We start from the raw sequence: 18,646 nt of genomic DNA, 5'->3' as shown, positions 1-18,646 counted from the left end.
GATCAGGCCTCCCGAATGAGCATGACGAGTTGTTCCAGGAACACGGCGCCGGCGGAGCCGAGCCAGGTGAGGATGATATCCTGGTGATTATTGCTCTGCGTCGCGGCGCGCATCGCCTGGCCCAGGTCGATCACCGCGCATTTATAGGCGTTGAGCACCTCATAATAGCGCAGCTTCACCGGATCGATGCGATTGCCGGACGCGGCTTCATAGGCGCGCAGGAACTCGTCCCGCGCGATCAGCCCGCACACCAGGAAGGTGCCATCGTCCGTCCAAGTGCCAAAAAGGCGCTGGATGGCCCAGGCGATATCCTCGTGGAAATCGCCGATATGCGCCAGTTCCCAGTCCAGTACGGCGGTGAACTTGCCGCTTGGTTCCTCGAACATGAAATTGCCCAGCCGCAGATCGCTGTGGCACATGACGGGCGCGTCGCAGATCGGCGCATGTTCGCGCAGCCAGCGTTCGGCATAGGTCACCATCGCGACCGGCTGGACGACGCCGTCCCACCAGACCTGCGACCACCAGTTGACCTGCCAGATCGCCGCCTGTCGCGTCCCCGCTTCGGGCGCCGCATAATAGGACAGGTCGGCGGAGCGCCAGTCGAACCGATGCACCTGCGCCAGCGCGTCGATAAATTGCGGCGCCAGCTTGGCGGCCCAATCGTCATAGCGCGTGCCGATGCCCGACACGCCATGCCCCGTGCCTTCGCTCGGTTCGGTCACGCCATTGACGAAGCCCAGTATGATCGCCGGCTGGCCCATTATCTCGCCGTCCGCATCGACGCTGCGGACCGATGCGACCGGCAATATGCCCGCAAACGCCACATGCACCTGCGCCTCGCGACCGCGACAGGTTTGCGAAATCGCCTCCAGCGGGTCCATGCGCAGCACCAGCCGCTCCCCCACCCCGTCGCCCTTATGCCGCAAGGTGAAGGCGAACTGCTCCTTCGAAGCGCCGCCCGCCATGCGCGCCACGTCGGAAATGCCGATCGCTTCCAGCCCTTCGGTCCTGGCGAAATAGCGCTCCAGCATGGCGATGACCTCGCTATCGGTCTTCGCCGCATAGGGGCCTTTCACCCGGTCCCGCACGGTCCGGTCGAGTATCTCCCGGATGCGCGGCTCCATGTCGTCGCGGTTCCAGATATCGATCCTGTCGATCGGCGGCGCGTCGATGATCTCGCTCATGTCAATTGCCATTGCCTTCCCAGGGAAAGCGGAAGCCGCCTTCGCCCATGCCGTAGCCAACCGTCCCGTCGCTCAGCCGATATTCCATCATTTGTTCGACCATCACGAAACTGTCGAAGGGAAACTGCCAGCGGAACAACGGCTTGGCGGTAAACTCCCACAAGCGGTCATCCTCGTCCCACACCTTCCAGTGGACATGTTTGAAGCCCATCTCGTCGGGCTCGTATTCGATCACCTCCTCGACACGACCGATATGATGCCAGCGCTGCCCGTCGTGCAGGATCTTCTGATAGCCCTCACCCTGCTCGGTGATGGCATGGACCGCGACGCAGGACATGCCATTGTCGAAGATCGGCCATGCCAGCCGGTAATGCTGCACCCCGGCCCAGTTGCGCGGGCCGCAGCTGACGTCGCGAAAGCCCGCATCCTTGATCGTGATGGTCTGTCCAGTGCGCAGGCGCACCGTGCCGGTGACGTCGCAGGCCCCTTCCAGATGGATATAGGCCAGTTCCCGCGCGATCGCATCGTCCTCATTGCCCGGCACGATGCTGTCGCCCATCGGAAAGCGTTGATCCCAGCAGAGGTCGACGCCGAAATCCTCGGTATCGATGGTAATCCGGCAGGTCTGCGACGGCCGCACCGCCTCGACGCGCACACCCGCCACGGTCACCCCGCCTACCGGACGATCCTGGGTGTAAGGCAGATTCATGTTGACGCGGGTGAAGAGCGGCTTTCCGTCCATGAAGAAAATCGCGAAGCCGTTGGTTTCGCCCATATTCTCCATGAAGCCGAAGCGAATGAACCCGCCCAATTTCGCCTGCCGGTCATAAAAGTTGAAATAGTAGCTCTGGCTCCATTTCGGGATAGCGGGATTGGAAATGTGGCGCTCACAATTTTCGGTCATATAGGCGGTGGTGAGTTCCATAATCTTTCCTCAATGCACGGACGCGAGAAGGACGCGGCCGCCGGTCAGCGGCCGCGTCGGCTGTTATCTGAAGTTGAAACCGACCGTCACGCCATAGGTCGCAGGCCGGCCGGCGAACCGGGCGGAATTGTCATTGGCGGGAATGACGTTGGTCCAATAATAGCGGTTAAAGATATTCTTGGCCCACAGGCTGACTCGCCAGCGTTCGTCGCGCGCGACATAGCCGATGCGACCATCGACCGTCGTATAGCCGTCAATCTTGTAGATATAGTCGACACCGGGCTTGAGGATCGTCGCGGGCGATGCCGGGAAGGTGATCCGGCGACCGCCCAGCGTCGCATCCGACGCGCTGCGACCGGCGATGGTGAAGCCAACGAAGGGGGCGCCGCCATCGGGCATTTCGACCTTGTAATCGACGTTCAGCGAACCCGACCATTTAGGCGTGAACGGCAACGGATCGCCGCTGAAATCATTGTTCACGCCAATCACGTTCACGCCGGTATAGCGCTTCACCTTGGAGTCCAGATAGGTGCCCGCCGCAGCGATCGTCAGCCCTTCGACCGGACGGAAGGTGACATCGGCCTCCGCGCCCTGAATGCGCGATTTGGGCACGTTGACCAACACGTCGAGAATACCGAAGATCGGGTCGGGCGTCTTGCCGCGGATCTGCTTGTCGCGATAATCATAATAGAAGGCCGCGAAGTTGAGCGAGACCATGCGATCGAACAATTGCGTCTTTACCCCCGCCTCATAGGCCGTGACCGATTCCTGCGTCACGGGCGAAAGCGCGGTGTAGGTCGCGGCGGCCAGGCTGGGATAGGAGCCGGCCTTGTACCCGCGCGAAGCGTTGGCATAGACCAGCGTCTGCGGCGTCACCTGATAATCCAGGCCGACACGCCATGAGACATTATCCTCCTTGAGCGTGCGGATATAGGGCTCGCCGGGGACGTTATTCTCGTTCAGCGAATAACAGTCGGTGTTGCCGATCGGGGTGAACGGCACGCTGCCCAGCAGCGATCCGAGCAGGTTGAACAGATCGGCGACATTGCCGTCACCGGCCGCATAGCCGCAGATATTGGCGTTGTTGCGGCTCTTGGTGTAGCGCGCCGCGCCCTTGAGCGTCAGTTCTTCGGTCAGCTTATATTCCGCATTACCGAAGAAGGCGTAATTCTCGATCTTCTGCTTGTTGGTTACGCCACTGGCGTTGATGAACAGGTTGTTGGGATTATAGTTGGTGCTGTCGATATAGCGCAGAACCTGATTTTCGAAGGTTGTGCTCTTTTCGTAATTCGCGCCCAATATCCAGCGGAAGGTCCCGGACTGATCGTTGGCCAGACGCAGTTCCTGATTGAAGGAATGAATATAGCCGTCATTGCGTTCCAGATCGAACACGATGAGGTTCATGCCGTCGCCGTCGGTGACCTGATCCTGCTTGTAATCATCATAGGATGTCAGTGACGTCAGCGTCAGATCGTCGCTCAGGTCGATGTCGCTGCGCAGCGCCGCCTGGAAGAATTTGCGATCCGCACGCGGACGAAGCGCGCCGGTCGACCAGTCGGCTGCGCGCGCATTGTCCGGCGCGAAGGGATAGTTCAGCAATTCAGGCTTGGCAAAGGCGGGAATCTGACCGAATTTGAGCACCAACTGCTGCGCCTGCGGATCGGACTTGTCGCGCCAGCCATTGATGTTCAGCGCAAAACGCACCGTATCGGCTGGCGTCCAGTCCAGCAGGAAGCGTCCGGCATAATATTCCTGCTCGCCCAGCTTGTCGTTGCGGGTGTAGCTTTTCTGCCAGTCGTCGGCGTGCAACGCCGTCCCCGCGAGACGAAAGCGCAGATTTTGCGTGATCGGTCCGCTTATGAAGGCATTGCCGTCCACCTGGTTGAAACGGCCATAGCTGATGTCGCCGCCCGCTTCGAACGCGGATGTCGGCTTGGCGGCGATATAATTGATCGCGCCGCCCGTCGAATTCTGGCCAAACAGCGTGCCCTGCGGTCCCTTGAGCACTTCCACCCGTTCCAGGTCGAATGCGGTATGGCTGGCCATCACCGGGAAAGGCAGCGGGGTCTGGTCGAGATAGACGCTGACCGCCGGATAGACGCCCAGCGAACTTTCGTTGAAACCCACGCCACGCAGGGTGAAGATGGGTGTGTTGGCGGTGCTCGATGCAAAGGCAAGACCCGGCACGACGCTGGCGATATCCTCCAGCGAGGTGACCTTGCGGCTTTCGAGCGCTTCGCCCGATACGGCCGTGATGGACAGGCCGACCTTGTTGATATTTTCCGACCGCTTGTTGGCGGTCACGATGATTTCACCGTCGGACGATGGTTGCGATGTCGATGCGGCGGCCGATTGGGGCGCCGCCTGATCCTGCGCGAAGGCAGGGCTGGCCGCCACCAGCCCGACCACGCCCGCCGAACGCATCAATCGTGAAAAATTGCGTTTCATTTCTTCCCCTCCAATTGTGATTTTCGTTGATAATTTTTGCGTATTTTCAGGTAAATATCGGTTCAGTCGTCCAGCAGCGCCGTGACCGTCTTGGTTTCGGTATAATGCAGCACGCCTTCCTCGCCGACTTCGCGGCCCCAGCCCGATTCCTTCACGCCGCCAAAGGGCGCCGACGGATCGTTCATGCCGTGGGTGTTGATCCACACCGTACCGGCCTGCAATTTGCGCGCTGTCAGATGCGCGCGCGACAGGTCGCGGGTCCAGATATTCGCGGCCAGGCCATAACGGGTGTCGTTGGCTTGGCGGACCACTTCCTCGACATCGTCGAATGGCGTGGCGACCAGCACCGGGCCGAAAATTTCCTCCCGCACGATGCTGGCGTCGACGTCGGGATTGGCGAAGATGGTCGGCTCCACGAAATAGCCTTCGCGATCGCCGGTGCCGCCGCCGGTGACCAGGTCCGCACCGCTCGCCTTGCCCTGTTCGATATAATCGAGCACCCGGCCCTGCTGCACTTTGGACACCAGCGGTCCCAGCATCGTGTCGGGGTCGCGCCCATGGCCCAGCTTGAACGTCTTGGCGACCTGGGCCACGCCGTCGACCACCTTGTCGAACACCGACCGTTCGACATAGAGGCGCGATGCGGCAAGGCAGACCTGCCCGCTGTTGAAGAAGATGGCCAGCGCCGCGCCGATCGCCGCCTTGTCGAGGTCCGCGTCGGCGAAGATCAGCGAAGGCGACTTGCCGCCCAGTTCCAGCGTGACGCGCTTGAGATCCTTGGCGCAGGTCTGGACGATCTGCTTGCCTACGCGGGTCGACCCGGTGAAGGCGATCTTGTCGATGCCGGGATGCTCGACCAGCGCCTGCCCCGCTTCATGGCCATAGCCGGTGACGATGTTCAGCACGCCTTCGGGCAGCCCCGCCTCCAGCGCCAGTTCGGCCAGACGCAGCGCAGTCAGCGGCGTGACCTCCGACGGCTTGAGCACGATGGTGCACCCTGCGGCCAGGGCCGACGCGATCTTCCACGCGGCCATGGCGAGCGGATAGTTCCAAGGCACGATCTGTCCCACGACGCCGATCGGTTCACGCACGGAATAGCTGTGATATTGACGGCCATCCCCCGAAATCGGGTTTACCTGCCCATAGATTTTGGACGCCCAGCCCGCCATGTAGCGAAAAATGTCGACGGCGGCCGGCACATCCACGGCCAGCGCATGATGCACCGCCTTGCCATTGTCATAGCTTTCGAGCAGCGCCAGTTCCTGCGCATTATCCTCGATCTTGCGGGCGATCGCCTCGATGATCTTGCCACGATCGAGCGGGCGCATCCGGCTCCATGCGGCGGATTCGAACGCAGCCCGCGCCTTCGTCACCGCCCGGTCCACATCGGCCGCCGTGCCCGCGGGAACGGTCGCGAAAGCCTGGCCCGTGGCGGGATCCTCCACCGCGATGGTGCGGCCGTCCCCGGCATCTTCCCACGCACCGCCGATCAGCATCTTTTGCGATGGCAGACGAACTTCAAATCCCGGTTCGCCATGCAGTCCGGCGGCGATGGTCGTTGGTGCGTTCATGGAAACAGTCTCCGGGCGTGAAAAAGAAGGAGCCGCGCCCGCCTTTCAGGGCGCGGCCCAGGGGGAGAGGGTTCAGCTTCGCTTGAAGCGGATCGGCAGCGCCTTGTACCCGCCGACGAAATTGGTCTCGACCATGCGCGGGTCGCCCGCCAATTCGACGGATTCCAGATGCGGCAGCAGTTCCTCGAACAGGATGCGCATCTCCAGCTTGGCCAGATGTTGCCCCAGGCACATATGCGGGCCGAAACCAAAGGCGATGTGCGGGTTGGGCGACCGGGTGATGTCGAAACGGTCCGCGTCGGCAAAGACCGCCTCGTCGCGGTTGCCCGACGGATAGCAGATCATCAGTCGTTCCATCGCGCGAATGTCCATGCCGCGCACCTGCGTGTCGGCCGTCGCGTTGCGCATGAAATGCTTGACCGGGCTGGTCCAGCGGATCGCTTCGTCGACCAGGCCGGGGATCAGCGACGGGTCCGCCTTCACCTTCGCCCAATTTTCGGGATAGAGCATCATGCCGTGCAGCCCGCCTGCGGTGGACGACGACGTGGTGTCATGCCCTGCGGTAGCGATCGCGACATAATAGCCGTTCGCCTCGTTACGCGGGATCGGCGCGCCGTTGATCCGGGAATTGGCGATCAACGACAACAGGTCGTCGGTCGGATTTTCACGACGATCAGCACTCAGCTTGTCGAAATAGGTGTAGAAATCCTCGATCGAGGCAGCCCATTGCTTCGCCGCCACCACAGGGTCTGTCGCCATTTCGGGCCGCTGTTCTTCGGGATCATGGACGCCGAAAAATTCCTGCGTCAGCTTGAGCATACGCGGCTCGTCTTCAGGCGGCACGCCAAATAGCGTCATGATGACGCGCAGCGGATAATGCAGCGCGAAATCGCGGACGAAATCACATTCGCCGTCGAAACTCAGCAGATTGTCGACCGACTTGCGCGCCAGGACGCGGATCTGTTCCTCCAGCTTGCTGATCCGGCCGGGCAGGAACCAGTTGGATGTCAACGTGCGGTAGGACGCATGTTCGGGCGGGTCCATATAGGTCAGCGACGACAGGATGCGGATCGACCCGCCGTTGATTTCCCGCGTGAAGGCGTCGGACGCCTGATCGACCAGAATCGGGTTGTGATCGGCATTGTGGAACAGCTTGCCGTTGCGCTCCACTTCCTTGATGTCGGCATGTTTGGTGACGACCCAGATCGGGTCGTAGCCCGGAACCTGCGCGATCCCCAGCGGCATATTGTCGCGCAGCCACTTGAACGCGCCATAAATGGTCGCGTCGTCGGTATAGCTTTTGGGCGCGATAACGATCCGGGCTATGTCGTCGGGGATGATCGGACGCACGTCGGCATCCAGCGAAGTCGCCATGAAACTACCCTCTCCTGATACGCTGCCTTACGGCGATATACGTATTGCGTAGGTTCATTACGTAACTGCGGGACGAGATTCGTCAATCGTTAATATCGGTCGGACCATTCAGCGTTATTTTTCGCCTAAGCCGCCTATTTTCGGGCTTTTTTGGGTCTAAATGCGCGTTCGCCATCCTCGAAACTGAATGATGACCCAAAGTTTGAATAGAGCTGCCTATTCGGCGCCGGGATTTTTTTTCGCCAGCTATAAACCGCGGCCGCCCGGCGGACGATCCGCCAGGCCGCCAGTCACGGCACGATGTTCAGGGCAAGGGTGGCAAGGTCATGGCCATGTCGTCGGGGCGATCGGTTTGCGCACCAGCGCGGATTGCGTCGACATGGGCAAAGAAAGCGCGCTGACGCAGCAGGCCGAAAAAATCGAGCATCAACGGCAGCGCATGTTCGACCATGGTCGCGGCATCGTCCACGGCGATATGGCCGTCTACGCGCGCCAGGAAAGTGGCCGCTTCCCATCGCCCGACGAAATCGGCGGCCTGGCGGTAAAAGCCCAGAATCTCCGGGGTGTAATTAAGCCGCTGGTCGAACCCGGCCCGCCGCATGTCTCCCCAGATGCGGACCAGTTGCGCGCAAGTGATGCTCAGCGCATCGCCCTGCTCCGTCTCGATGATGTCCAGGATGCCGATCGTCGCCAATGTCCGGGCGTCTTGGGCCGCGTGCGGATAGCGCTCCAGCAGCGAAGCGATCATGACAGGCGGCCCATCCACGCCGACGCGATGCGCGACCAACTGCTCCAACTGGTCGAAGGCGCTGGCCTCGACCCGCCCCTCGGTCCCCTCGCCGCCGATGATCGCTTTGATCTGCGCCAGCGTCAGCCTGTTTTCGCGCTGGAGTCGCCGCACGGCGAGAATCGCCTGCACATGCTCCTCGCCATAGTCGGCGACGGTCTTGCGCGGACGCGCGGGTTCCGGGATTAGTCCTTCGCGCAGATAGACGCGGATGGTTTCCCGATGGACTCCGGTCCGGTCCTCCAGTTCGCGCATCTTCATAGGCCCGCTACAGCATGACGCGCCGGGCCGGGCAAGCCGTTATGTTATCGGAATACGCAATATGCCCCGCACGTTCGGCATGATGTCAGGCCGCTACGGGGCATATGCGCTGGGATCAGGCGGCGACCTTGCCGCCTTCCTCCGCTTCCTGCATCGCGCTCAACAGACGCCGTGCCTGGTTGACCGCGCCATCGCTGGCAATACCGATGAAGGGCCGTTCGGGTTCGTCGTCGATCCGGGCCTGCTGCGCCTGCAATGTGACCTCGTCTTCCGTGATGGTGTCGAAAAACTGGTCGAACAGCACATCGGGCACGCCGCTTTCCTTGGGCGCTGTGGTGCAGATGGTCCACAGATAATGGCTGGTCGTTTCGGTTTCCGGCGTGATGAAATGATTGTTCGCCAGCATGAAGCCATTGTCGCGCTTGCCTTCATAGGCGCCGGTGCCGACATCGCACCCGCCCGCATTGACGCGGCAGGTCATGCCAATGCCCGGTTCGAACCGCACTTCCTGCCAGCGATCCACCCGACCCTTGAAGCCGCCCGCGTCGATATAGGATTTGGGCGGGATCGAATTGGGCATCTTGCGCAGCAATGTCACCTTGCGGCCGTCAAATTCGACCTTCGTGTCGGCATTATAATGTTGTTCCGGGTTCCCGCCGATCGTGCGCGCATGGATATAGGGCACATGGGTCAGGTCCATGATATTGTCGATGATCAGCTGCCAATTGGCCTTCACCGGGAAGTTATAAGGCCTCCAGGTCCAGGCCGGATCATTATGTTCGGGGCTATCTACGATGATCGAGGGATCGGCCAGCGCCGGTTCGCCCATCCAGATCCAGATCAGATGATCCTTCTCCACCACGGGATAATGGCGGACGTTGGCGGACGCGGGGATGCGCGCCTGGTTAGGGATGCGGGTGCAGGCGCCCTTGCCGTTGAACTCGACGCCATGATAGCAGCAGCGCAGGACGTCGCCGTCGACATGCCCGGCGGACAGCGGCATGGCGCGGTGGCTGCACCTGTCCTCCAGCGCGGCGATCTCACCAGCTTCGGTGCGGAACAGCACGACCGCCTTGTTCAGATATTTGCGCCCTAGCGTCTTGCCCGGTTCGATATCGGCGGCAAAGGCGGCCACATACCATGCGTTGTAAATGAACATGCTACTCTCCAGTATTCGGCCGGGCGGTTCACTGCTCCGGCGCTACCCTATTGTTGGGCATGATTATGGATGGGCCGTGCGCCAGCGCCAATCGCAATCCCATAAAGCCATAAGAAAAGCGGGAAATGAATATGGCAAAGCGGGATCACCGCAAATACAGCCCCCCGTTCATATCCAGCGTCGCACCTACAAAAAAACCGCCCCGGTCCGACGCCAGCAGCGCCGTCGCCGCCGCGATCTCGCCCACGGCCATGAAGCGGCCGACCGGCACTTCGCCCTCGACCCGCGCGATCTGCTCGGCCGACAGCCGCGCCTTGGCGGTGTCGATCGGGCCGGGCGCGATGGCGTTTACGGTCACGCCCGTCCCGGCCAGATAGCGCGCGAAATATTTGGTCAGCATGATCGCCCCGGCCTTCGACGCGGCATAATGGGGCGATGCCACCGTCCCGCCATTCTGCCCGGCGAGCGAGGTGATGTTAACGATCCGGCCATAGCCATTCTCACGCATATGTTCGGAGAATATCTGGCAACTCAGGAACACGCTGCGCATGTTGATCTGGACGATCGCGTCAAATTCTTCGGGTGATATATCCTGCGTCGGCGTGCGCTTGGCGAAGCCCGCATTGTTCACCACAATATCGACCTTGTCCCACAGGCCCGCCATCCTGTCCCGCGCGGCCAGGAAATGATCCTTTTCCCGCACGTCCAGCGTCAGGGCGACCGCCGTTTCGCCCGACGGATCCAGCGAAGCCGCCACCGCCTGCGCGACATCGATATCGACGTCGCTCACCGCCACGCGCCCGCCACCGGCATGGATTTCGCGCGCCACCGCCTCTCCCACGCCCCGGCCGCCGCCGGTCACCAGGGCGGTGCGCCCTGCGAAGGAAAAGCTGCCATTGGCGGGAAGGGTGAATTGTTCGGTCATATGTCCGTCCTGAAACTGGCGAAAGAAAAGGCGGGGAAGGCATCACCTTCCCCGCCCCAGGATATTAGTGGCGGAACGACAGCGTCAGGCCATAGGTCCGCGGCGTGTTGGTGAAGATCTTCCAATAGGTGGTGCCGTTGCCGGGCACAGCCAGGAAGGCGGTGATGTCGTCCGCATTGACGATCTGATAGTTGTTGGTGAGATTCTTGCCCCACAAGCCGATCTGGAACCGCCCGTCCGCTGTCTCGTAATTCAACCGCGCATTGAGCGTCCGCCCGCGGGTATCCTCGTGCAGATTGTCGTAGAGGCGCAGCGTGTTCGCATCATCGGTCGAGATGCGGGTAGAGAAGTTGAAGTCGGCCTGCGGCGTCAGCGTCGCGCCATTGCTCAGGCGTCCGGTATAGGCCGCACCCACAGTGAAGCTGTCGCGCGGCGCGAACTTGGCCGGATTGCCCGAATAATCCAGGTTCACCAGCGGATCGCGCAGGTCGGTATATTTGCCCACCAGATGCGTGTAATTGGCGGTCAGGCGCAGATCTTCGACCGGACGAATCACGGATTCGACCTCCAGCCCCTTCATCTTGAGCGTACCATTATAGGTATGGGCGATGCCGCCTGCGCCGGAGAAATTCTGGAGATTCTTCGTCGTCTGGCGGAACAGCGCGACGTTCAGGTCCAGCTTGTTGTCGAACAGGCGCGACTTGGCGCCGATTTCGTAATTCTCCGCCTTCTCCGGCTCCAGCGGGATGGTCGGGTTGCGATAGGCATTGTCGACGAAGCCGCCCGACTTGAAGCCCTTGGCATAGGTCGCATACATGTTGACCTTGTCCATCGGTTCGAACTTGATCGTGAAGCGCGGGGTGAAGGCGTCCCAGGTCTTGCCGCCCGACGCGAAGACTTCGCCGGGGAAACCGAAGCCGGGAATGGCGCCCGCGTCCGTGGTCGAGAAGGCGTGATAGTCGATCTTCTTGCGGTCCGACGTGTAACGGCCGCCGGCCACGACGGCCAGCTTGTCGGTGATCTCGAAGGTCGCTTCGCCGAACACGGCCAGGCTGCGGACATTGCCTTCCTGAACGCGGGTGATATTGGTCACCTCCGGGTTGCGGCGCACGCTGGCGTTGACCGCCGAACCGGGCAGCGGGCTGTAGAAGAAGATGTTGGTGGTCGAAACATCGGCCGACAGGAAATAGGCCCCGACCACATAGGAGAAGCGGCCCGGCGCGGAGGCGAAGCGGACTTCCTGCGTGAAGCTGCGGTTTTTCACCACCTGGCGGCGGTCGAACACGGGGACTTCGGTGCCAACCGGCACGTCGTCGTTGATCGCGCGGCTGTCATTCATGCGATAGCCGGTGATCGACGTCAGCGTGCCGCCCAGCAGGTCGAGGTCGCCGCGCAAATAGCCGCCGCGCAGACGCTGGCGATAGGGCGAGGACACGAAGTCGTTATTCGTCCACTTGTCGTCGCTGAAATCGCCGAACGTATCGGGAATGACTTGATTGCCGCCGATGCCGAGCTGGATCGCGCCGCCATTGCCTTTGGTATAGCTGTAATCGCCCGACAGGACGATCTTGAGCGTGTCCGTCGGCTGGAACAGCAATTTGCCGCGGGCCGAATAGCTGTCCGACTTGCCATAGCTGCCCGACTGGTTCGGCGTGTCGATCAGACCGTCATTATGTTCGGTGCTGAACGCGAAGCGGCCGGCGATCTTGTCATCGACCAGCGTGCCGTTGACCATGCCCTCGGTCCGCACATAGCCGCCATTGCCGCCGGTGATCTGGGCGTAATAATCATCCTTGAAGTCGGGATTCTTGGTGATGACGGCGATAGCGCCGCCCACCACATTGCGCCCGAACAACGTGCCCTGCGGCCCGCGCAGCACCTCGACGCGATCGGTGTCGTAGAAATTGGCGTTCAGGTCGTTGTTGAACACATAATAGACGTCGTCCATGAAATAGGCGACCGGCGTGTCCAGCGTGGCGGTGCGGAAGGTCGACACATTGCCGCGGATCGCGACGATCGACAGCGACTTGTCGGCGGTGTTGACGGTGATGCCCGGCATCTGCTGCGTCAGCGCGGCGGGGCTGTATACCTGCGCCTCACGCAGCAACTCGCCGCCGAATGCCGCGATCGAGAAAGGCACTTCGCGCACCGTCGATTCGCGCCGCTCTGCGGTCACGACGATATCTTCGGGGAACAGATTATCCTGCGGCGCAACCTGCTGAGGCGCGGCCTGATCGGCCTGCGCAAAGGCCGGCGCGGCCACGATCATAGCGGCGATCGCGCTGAGTGCTGAGGATGTTTTGAAACTGAAAGGCATGGCCCGGACTCTCCCTTAACGACACGGCTTGACGCCGCCTGGGAAGCGTGAAGCAGCAAAAAAGAAAGAGGTGCAATAGTATCGTCCCGATTATTGAATGGTCCGACCACATTCCGATTGGGGCGTGTGACTGCGACCCTCTATTCAGGGACCAGGGAATGGCGCCGGCTTTGATTCAGGCCGCGCCGATAACGACAAGCAAGGAAGAGGCTGAAAAACTCATGCAGTCCACTGATAGCGCCGACATGACCAGGGTTGGACCGGGCACGGTCATGGGCACAATGATGCGCCAATATTGGATGCCCGCTTGCCTGTCATCCGAAGTGAAGGCCGATGGCGATCCGCTGCGTCTGATGATCCTGTGCGAAAAGCTGATCGCCTTCCGCGACAGCAGCGGCCGGGTCGGCATCATGGACCACCGCTGCCCGCACCGCTGCGCGTCGCTGTTCATCGGCCGCAATGAAGAAAACGGCATACGCTGCGTCTATCATGGCTGGAAGTTCGACGTGGACGGCAAATGCGTCGACATGCCGTCCGTCCCCGCCCGCATGGACTTCAAGGAGAAAGTCCATGCCAAGGCGTATAAGACGCATGAAGCCAATGGTCTGATCTGGGTCTATATGGGCGAAAACCAGTCCGCCCCGCCGCCGCTGCCCGAAATCGAAGCGACGATGCACCCGGACGCCGAAATCTGGTGCCTGCAACGCGATTGCAACTGGCTCCAGGCGCTGGAAGGCGACATCGACACCAGCCATGTCGGCTTCCTCCATGTCGGCTCGATCGAGGCGGACGACCTGGACGAGGATCATCCGATGCGCCCGACCGTCCTCAACCGCGCGCCCGACTATGAAGTGGCGCAGGCTGACTGGGGCGTCATGTATGGCGGCTATCGCCCGAACGACGATGGCCAGATGAGCTGGCGCGTCGCCCATTATATGTTCCCCTTCTGGACGCAGACGCCCAACAACCGTTTCGCGACCCGCGCCATCGCCCGCGCCTGGGTGCCGATGGACGACGAACATTCGATGCTGTTCGACATCACCTGCGGCGTGGATGCGGGCAATCCAGCCTATACCTCCACGCTCAAGGACGGCACGCCGTTGTTCGCGCCGCTCGAATATGCGCCGACCACCACCGACTGGTATGGCCGCTGGCGTTCGCCTGACAGTCAGGCGAACGACTGGGCGATCGACCGCGATTCCCAACGCAACGGCACCCAGTTCACCGGCATCCCCAACATCACGATGCAGGATCAGGCGGTGACCGAAAGCATGGGACCGATCACCGACCATAGCTTCGAAAATCTGGCCCCCACCGACCAGATGATCGCCCGCGTCCGCCGCCGCGTGCTGCTTGCCGCCCGCGCGCTCGCCAACAAGGGCACCTTGCCGCCGGGGATCGAGGATCCCAGCATCTTCTACCGCGCGCGCGCAGGGTCGTTCCTGCACGATCCCAGCGACACGCTCGCCAACGCCTATGAATCGGCGCTGGCCAAGGCGGTGCGCTGGCCCGACAAGGTCGAAGCGGCTGAATAAGGCATATATAAGGACCGGGGCGATCCATGCCCCGGCGCCTCAGACAAGGATGATAAAGGTGACGAAACGCATTGCGGTTTGTCCGGTTCGCCGATCCATGGCGTCCCGGCCCTGCCAAGAGACGCATCGCACCGGACGGAGAGGGTGATGCGCGCACGATTGAAGAATATCCGCTGGGAAGCCGAAGGCATCAACAGCTACATCCTCGAACCCGTCGATGGCGGGCTGATGCCGGCCTTTGATCCCGGCGCCCATGTCGACGTCCAGCTCTCGCCGGGGCTGGCGCGCAGCTATTCGCTGGTCAATGATCCCGCGATCCGGAGCTATTATGAAATCGCCGTCCATCATGCGATCGATGGCCGCGGCGGGTCGCGCCACATCCATGAAAAATGGCAGGTCGGCCAGATTCTCGAAATCTCCGAACCGAAAAACAACTTCCCGATGGTGGAAGATGCCAACCACACCGTGATGATCGGCGGCGGCATCGGCATCACGCCAATGCTGCCGATGATCGCGCGGCTGGAGAAGCTCGGCAAGAGCTGGGAGTTGCATTATGTCGCCGCCTCCCCGGAACGCGCCGCCTATGTCGATCGCCTGTCCGATTACGACCAGGTCGAGATCGCCTATGACGGCATTCCCGGCGGTCGCCGCCTCGACCTGAAGGCCATCTGCGCCGCGGCGCCTGCCGACGCGCATCTCTATTGCTGCGGTCCGGGCGGGATGCTTGACGCCTTCCTGGCCACCAATTGCGACCGGCCCAAGGGTCACGCCCATATCGAATATTTCTCAGCCGAAACCGAGATGGCGACCGAAGGCGGCTATACGCTGGAACTGGCCAAGAGCGGCAAGACTATCGCGGTCGAAGAAGGCGAAACGATGCTCGACGCGCTGCTGAGCGCCGGCGTCAATGTCGGCTTCGCCTGTTCCGAAGGGATTTGCGGCACCTGCGAGGTCAAGGTTCTGGACGGCATTCCCGACCATCGCGACCATTTCCTCTCCGATGACGACAAGGCTGCGAACAGATCAATCATGGTCTGCTGTTCGGGATCGAAAAGCGCCAACCTAGTGCTGGACCTGTAAAAGCGATATTCCGGTTTTCCAATTTCATGCCGGCAAATGAATGAAGCGGCCGCAAACGGCCCAAGGGTAAGGAGAAGGTCTTGGCGGTCGCCACGATAGAAGGCAGCAGCACAAAAGGGATGCTGGACGACATACCCATGTCGTCCTACCAGATCTGGTCTGTGCTGATGATCGCCGCGACCGTCATTCTCGACGGCCTCGATAACCAGATGCTCGGCCTCGCCGCGCCGTCGCTGCTCAAGGAATGGGGAATCGACCGAACGGCGCTTGGCTCCGTTTTCGCGCTCGGCTTCGTCGGCATGGCCATCGGCACGCTGACGTCGGGCTGGGTCGGCGATCGTTTCGGCCGCCGTGGCGCGCTCATCATCGGCGTCGCCATCTTTGGCGTCGCAACCCTGCTCACCGGCTTTTCCGGCGCGCTGTGGCAGGTCGCAGCCTTGAAGACGCTGGCAGGCGTGGGTCTCGGCGGCGTACCCGGCACCGCCAGCGCCATGATCGCGGAATTCACCCCCGTTCGCTGGCGCAGCGTCGCCGTCACCTTCGGCGTGGTGTGCGTCTCCATCGGCGGCATATTGGGCGGGGTCGCCGCCGCGCTGATCCTGCCGGGCCTTGGCTGGCGCTGGCTTTTCTATATCGGCGGCACCGTGACGATGATCTTCGTCGCCTGGCTCTGGTTCGTGCTGCCCGAATCCCCTCGCTACCTTGCCGAACGGCCCGATCGCGCCGCCGAACTGGACCGCATATTGCGCCGCATCGGCCATCCCAATCCCGCGTCCGCCGCCCATGTCCCGCTCGCCGCCGGGGAAGCGCCCCGCTTCGAACCGATGCGCAACCTGTTCGGCGCCGCGCTGCTACGCGACACGCTGGCGCTCTCTGTCGCCATGTTTTCCGGCATGTTCATGATCTATCTGATGTTCAACTGGGCGCCCACGATGCTCAACAGCGCAGGCTTCGGGCTCCAGACCGCCAGCCTCGGCCTCACCAGCTTCAACATGGGCGGCACGATCGGTGCGATGATCGCGTCGCTCGCCATCATCCGCTTCGGCTCCCGACCGGTGCTGATCCTGATGGCGTTGGTCGGCGCCGCCGTCTGCGCCACGCTCGCCCTGCTCCCCATCAGCGGCGGCCGTAACGAAGCCGCCGTCCTCGCGTGCCTCGGCGCGCTCGGCCTGTTCGCCAGCGCCGCCCAGTCCGCCATGTTTGCGGTCGGCGCCCATGCCTTTCCCACCGGCCTGCGCGCCCGCGGCCTGGGCTTGATGGGCGCGGCCGGCCGGGTCGGCGCGATCGTCAGCGCGGTGGCGGGCGCGCTGCTCATCGACTGGGGCAATCTCGGCTTCTTCGGCGCGCTCGCCGCCCTGATGCTGGTAAACGCCCTGGGTTTCATTGCCGTGCGGGGCCATGTGCCCGCGCTCGGCCGCAAGGACGCACTATCATGAGCGACAGCTTCGACTATATCGTGATCGGATCGGGTTCGGCGGGCAGCCTGATGGCCAATCGTCTGTCCGCTGACCCCGCCAACCGCGTCGCCTTGATCGAAGCGGGACCATCCGACAAAAAATGGCCGGTCAACCTCAAGACCGCCATGCCGGTCGGCAATATCTTTCTGCTGCCGCACGAAAAATATAATTGGAAACAGGCGCTTACTGGCAACGCCGCTGTCAACAACCGCACAATCAACTTTCCGCGCGGCAAGCTGTTTGGCGGATGCAGCGCCATCAATGGCGGCGTCTATATTCGCGGGCAAAAGGCCGACTATGACGCTTGGGCGAAGGCGGGCAATGACGGCTGGGCCTATGACGACGTCCTCCCCGCGTTCAAGGCGGTCGAAAATTATGCCGGTCCCGAAAAAGGCTGGCACGGCAAGGGCGGCGAACTGGATGTGCAGAAGCCCAAAAGCTGGAACCCGGTCAGCGCCGCCATCGTCGACGCGGCGGCAGAGGCAGGACATCAGCGCAATGACGATTTTGCTGGCGAACGGCAGGATGGCTTCGGCCGCTATGACCTTAACCAGCGCAACGGCACCCGCCTGTCGAGCGCCCGTGCCTTCCTCCACCCCGCCCTCAAGCGCGCCAACCTCACCGTCCTTGATGAAACCATGGTCCGCCGCATCCTGTTCGATCGCGGCCAGGCCGTCGGCCTGGAGATAGAAAAGGACGGCGCGCGCAGCACCATCTCCGCGCGGCGTGAAATCATCCTGTGCGCCGGGGCGACCAACTCGCCGCAATTGCTGATGCTCTCCGGGATTGGGCCGCAGGATCATCTGCACGATATGGGCATCGATGTCGTCCACCACCTGCCCGGCGTCGGCCAGCATTTGCAGGATCATCCGACCGTCCATGTCGCGATGGAAAACCCGTCGGCCGAATCCTACGCCGTCTCGGCCAGGGTGCTGCCCCGCATCCTCGCCAGCCCATTGAAATATCTGTTCAAGCGCGAAGGGATGCTGGCGTCCAATGTGGCGGAGGCCGGCGGCTTCCTCTGCACCGACGGCACCGGCCGCCCGGACATTCAGATCACCTTCCTTGCCGGGCTGAAGCTTGACGCGCGATCCGTCCCCCGTCGCCACGGCTATATGGGCCTGATCCAGTTGCTGCGCCCCAAAAGCGCCGGCTCGGTGCGTCTGGCCAGCAACCGGCCGGAGGACAAGCCGGTCATCGACCCCAATTTCTTCGCCGATCCCTATGACATGCAAACGCTGATCGCCGGCTTCCGCGAATGCCGCCGCATCTTCGCCCAGCCTGCGCTGGCCGCCATGACCGGTGCGGAGATCGAACCGGGCATCCAGCATCAAAGCGATGCGGAGATCGACGCCGCCCTGCGCAAGATCGTCAACACCGCCTATCACCCGACCGGCACCTGCAAAATGGGGCCGGATGGCGATCGCATGGCGGTGGTCGACGGCCGCCTGCGCGTGCGCGGCGTGTCCGGCCTGCGCGTGGTCGATGCCTCGGTCATGCCGGACATCATCAGCGGCAACACCTCCGCCCCCACCATGATGATTGCCGAGCGCGCCGCCCGCTTCATCCTGGAAGACGCCGTCACATCGAATATCGCCGCCTGATCGCGGCCCGGAGAGCCCC

General features: G+C 62.2%; 13 protein-coding genes. 4 read left to right on the top strand and 9 right to left on the bottom strand.

The genetic code is table 11. The annotated features are described in order from the left end of the window. Positions 1-2: 2 nt before the first annotated feature. From V473_RS05555 to V473_RS05515, 9 genes are all read right to left on the bottom strand, one after another. Positions 3-1,184 carry a phosphotransferase family protein gene (locus tag V473_RS05555; RefSeq protein WP_242496015.1) on the bottom strand — a complete coding sequence of 394 codons (1,182 nt, stop codon included), beginning with the start codon at positions 1,182-1,184 and terminating at the stop codon, positions 3-5. Between the two features lies 1 nt (position 1,185). Further along, complete coding sequence (locus V473_RS05550; RefSeq protein ID WP_066601345.1) at positions 1,186-2,109, bottom strand: DUF7064 domain-containing protein; 924 nt, start codon at positions 2,107-2,109, stop codon at positions 1,186-1,188. A gap of 63 nt (positions 2,110-2,172) precedes the next feature. Then, a complete protein-coding gene (locus tag V473_RS05545) occupies positions 2,173-4,557 on the bottom strand; it encodes a TonB-dependent receptor (protein WP_066601343.1) in 2,385 nt (794 codons plus the stop codon). Between the two features lie 62 nt (positions 4,558-4,619). After that, positions 4,620-6,053 carry an aldehyde dehydrogenase family protein gene (locus tag V473_RS05540; protein ID WP_066605139.1) on the bottom strand — a complete coding sequence of 478 codons (1,434 nt, stop codon included), beginning with the start codon at positions 6,051-6,053 and terminating at the stop codon, positions 4,620-4,622. 147 nt (positions 6,054-6,200) lie between these two features. Beyond that, positions 6,201-7,502 (bottom strand): cytochrome P450, encoded by a 1,302-nt coding sequence (locus V473_RS05535; RefSeq protein ID WP_066601341.1) that lies wholly within the window; start codon positions 7,500-7,502, stop codon positions 6,201-6,203. 304 nt (positions 7,503-7,806) lie between these two features. Beyond that, on the bottom strand, positions 7,807-8,550 hold the full coding sequence (locus tag V473_RS05530; RefSeq protein ID WP_066601339.1) for a MerR family transcriptional regulator: 744 nt from the start codon (positions 8,548-8,550) through the stop codon (positions 7,807-7,809). A 115-nt stretch (positions 8,551-8,665) separates the two neighbouring features. Further along, a complete protein-coding gene (locus V473_RS05525; RefSeq protein WP_066601337.1) occupies positions 8,666-9,709 on the bottom strand; it encodes an aromatic ring-hydroxylating oxygenase subunit alpha in 1,044 nt (347 codons plus the stop codon). A 145-nt stretch (positions 9,710-9,854) separates the two neighbouring features. Then, the gene (locus V473_RS05520) at positions 9,855-10,634 is read right to left on the bottom strand and encodes an SDR family NAD(P)-dependent oxidoreductase (RefSeq protein WP_066601333.1); all 780 of its coding nucleotides are present in this window, start codon (positions 10,632-10,634) and stop codon (positions 9,855-9,857) included. Positions 10,635-10,698: 64 nt separating this feature from the next. Next, a complete protein-coding gene (locus V473_RS05515; RefSeq protein ID WP_066601332.1) occupies positions 10,699-12,951 on the bottom strand; it encodes a TonB-dependent receptor in 2,253 nt (750 codons plus the stop codon). 221 nt (positions 12,952-13,172) lie between these two features. Between V473_RS05515 and V473_RS05510 the strand changes: the two genes are divergently transcribed. From V473_RS05510 to V473_RS05495, 4 genes are all read left to right on the top strand, one after another. Then, positions 13,173-14,486 carry a Rieske 2Fe-2S domain-containing protein gene (locus tag V473_RS05510; protein ID WP_242496017.1) on the top strand — a complete coding sequence of 438 codons (1,314 nt, stop codon included), beginning with the start codon at positions 13,173-13,175 and terminating at the stop codon, positions 14,484-14,486. A gap of 147 nt (positions 14,487-14,633) precedes the next feature. Next, the gene (locus V473_RS05505) at positions 14,634-15,566 is read left to right on the top strand and encodes a PDR/VanB family oxidoreductase (protein WP_066601330.1); all 933 of its coding nucleotides are present in this window, start codon (positions 14,634-14,636) and stop codon (positions 15,564-15,566) included. Between the two features lie 80 nt (positions 15,567-15,646). Next, positions 15,647-17,002 carry an MFS transporter gene (locus V473_RS05500; RefSeq protein ID WP_242496018.1) on the top strand — a complete coding sequence of 452 codons (1,356 nt, stop codon included), beginning with the start codon at positions 15,647-15,649 and terminating at the stop codon, positions 17,000-17,002. Beyond that, complete coding sequence (locus V473_RS05495) at positions 16,999-18,627, top strand: GMC family oxidoreductase (protein WP_066601325.1); 1,629 nt, start codon at positions 16,999-17,001, stop codon at positions 18,625-18,627. The genes V473_RS05500 and V473_RS05495 overlap by 4 nt, the downstream gene beginning before the upstream one ends. Positions 18,628-18,646 lie beyond the last annotated feature (19 nt).

Origin of the sequence: Sphingobium cupriresistens LL01 (genome assembly GCF_001046645.1) — a bacterium.
Lineage (GTDB): Bacteria > Pseudomonadota > Alphaproteobacteria > Sphingomonadales > Sphingomonadaceae > Sphingobium > Sphingobium cupriresistens.
This window is presented reverse-complemented; position numbering and strand designations above follow the sequence as displayed.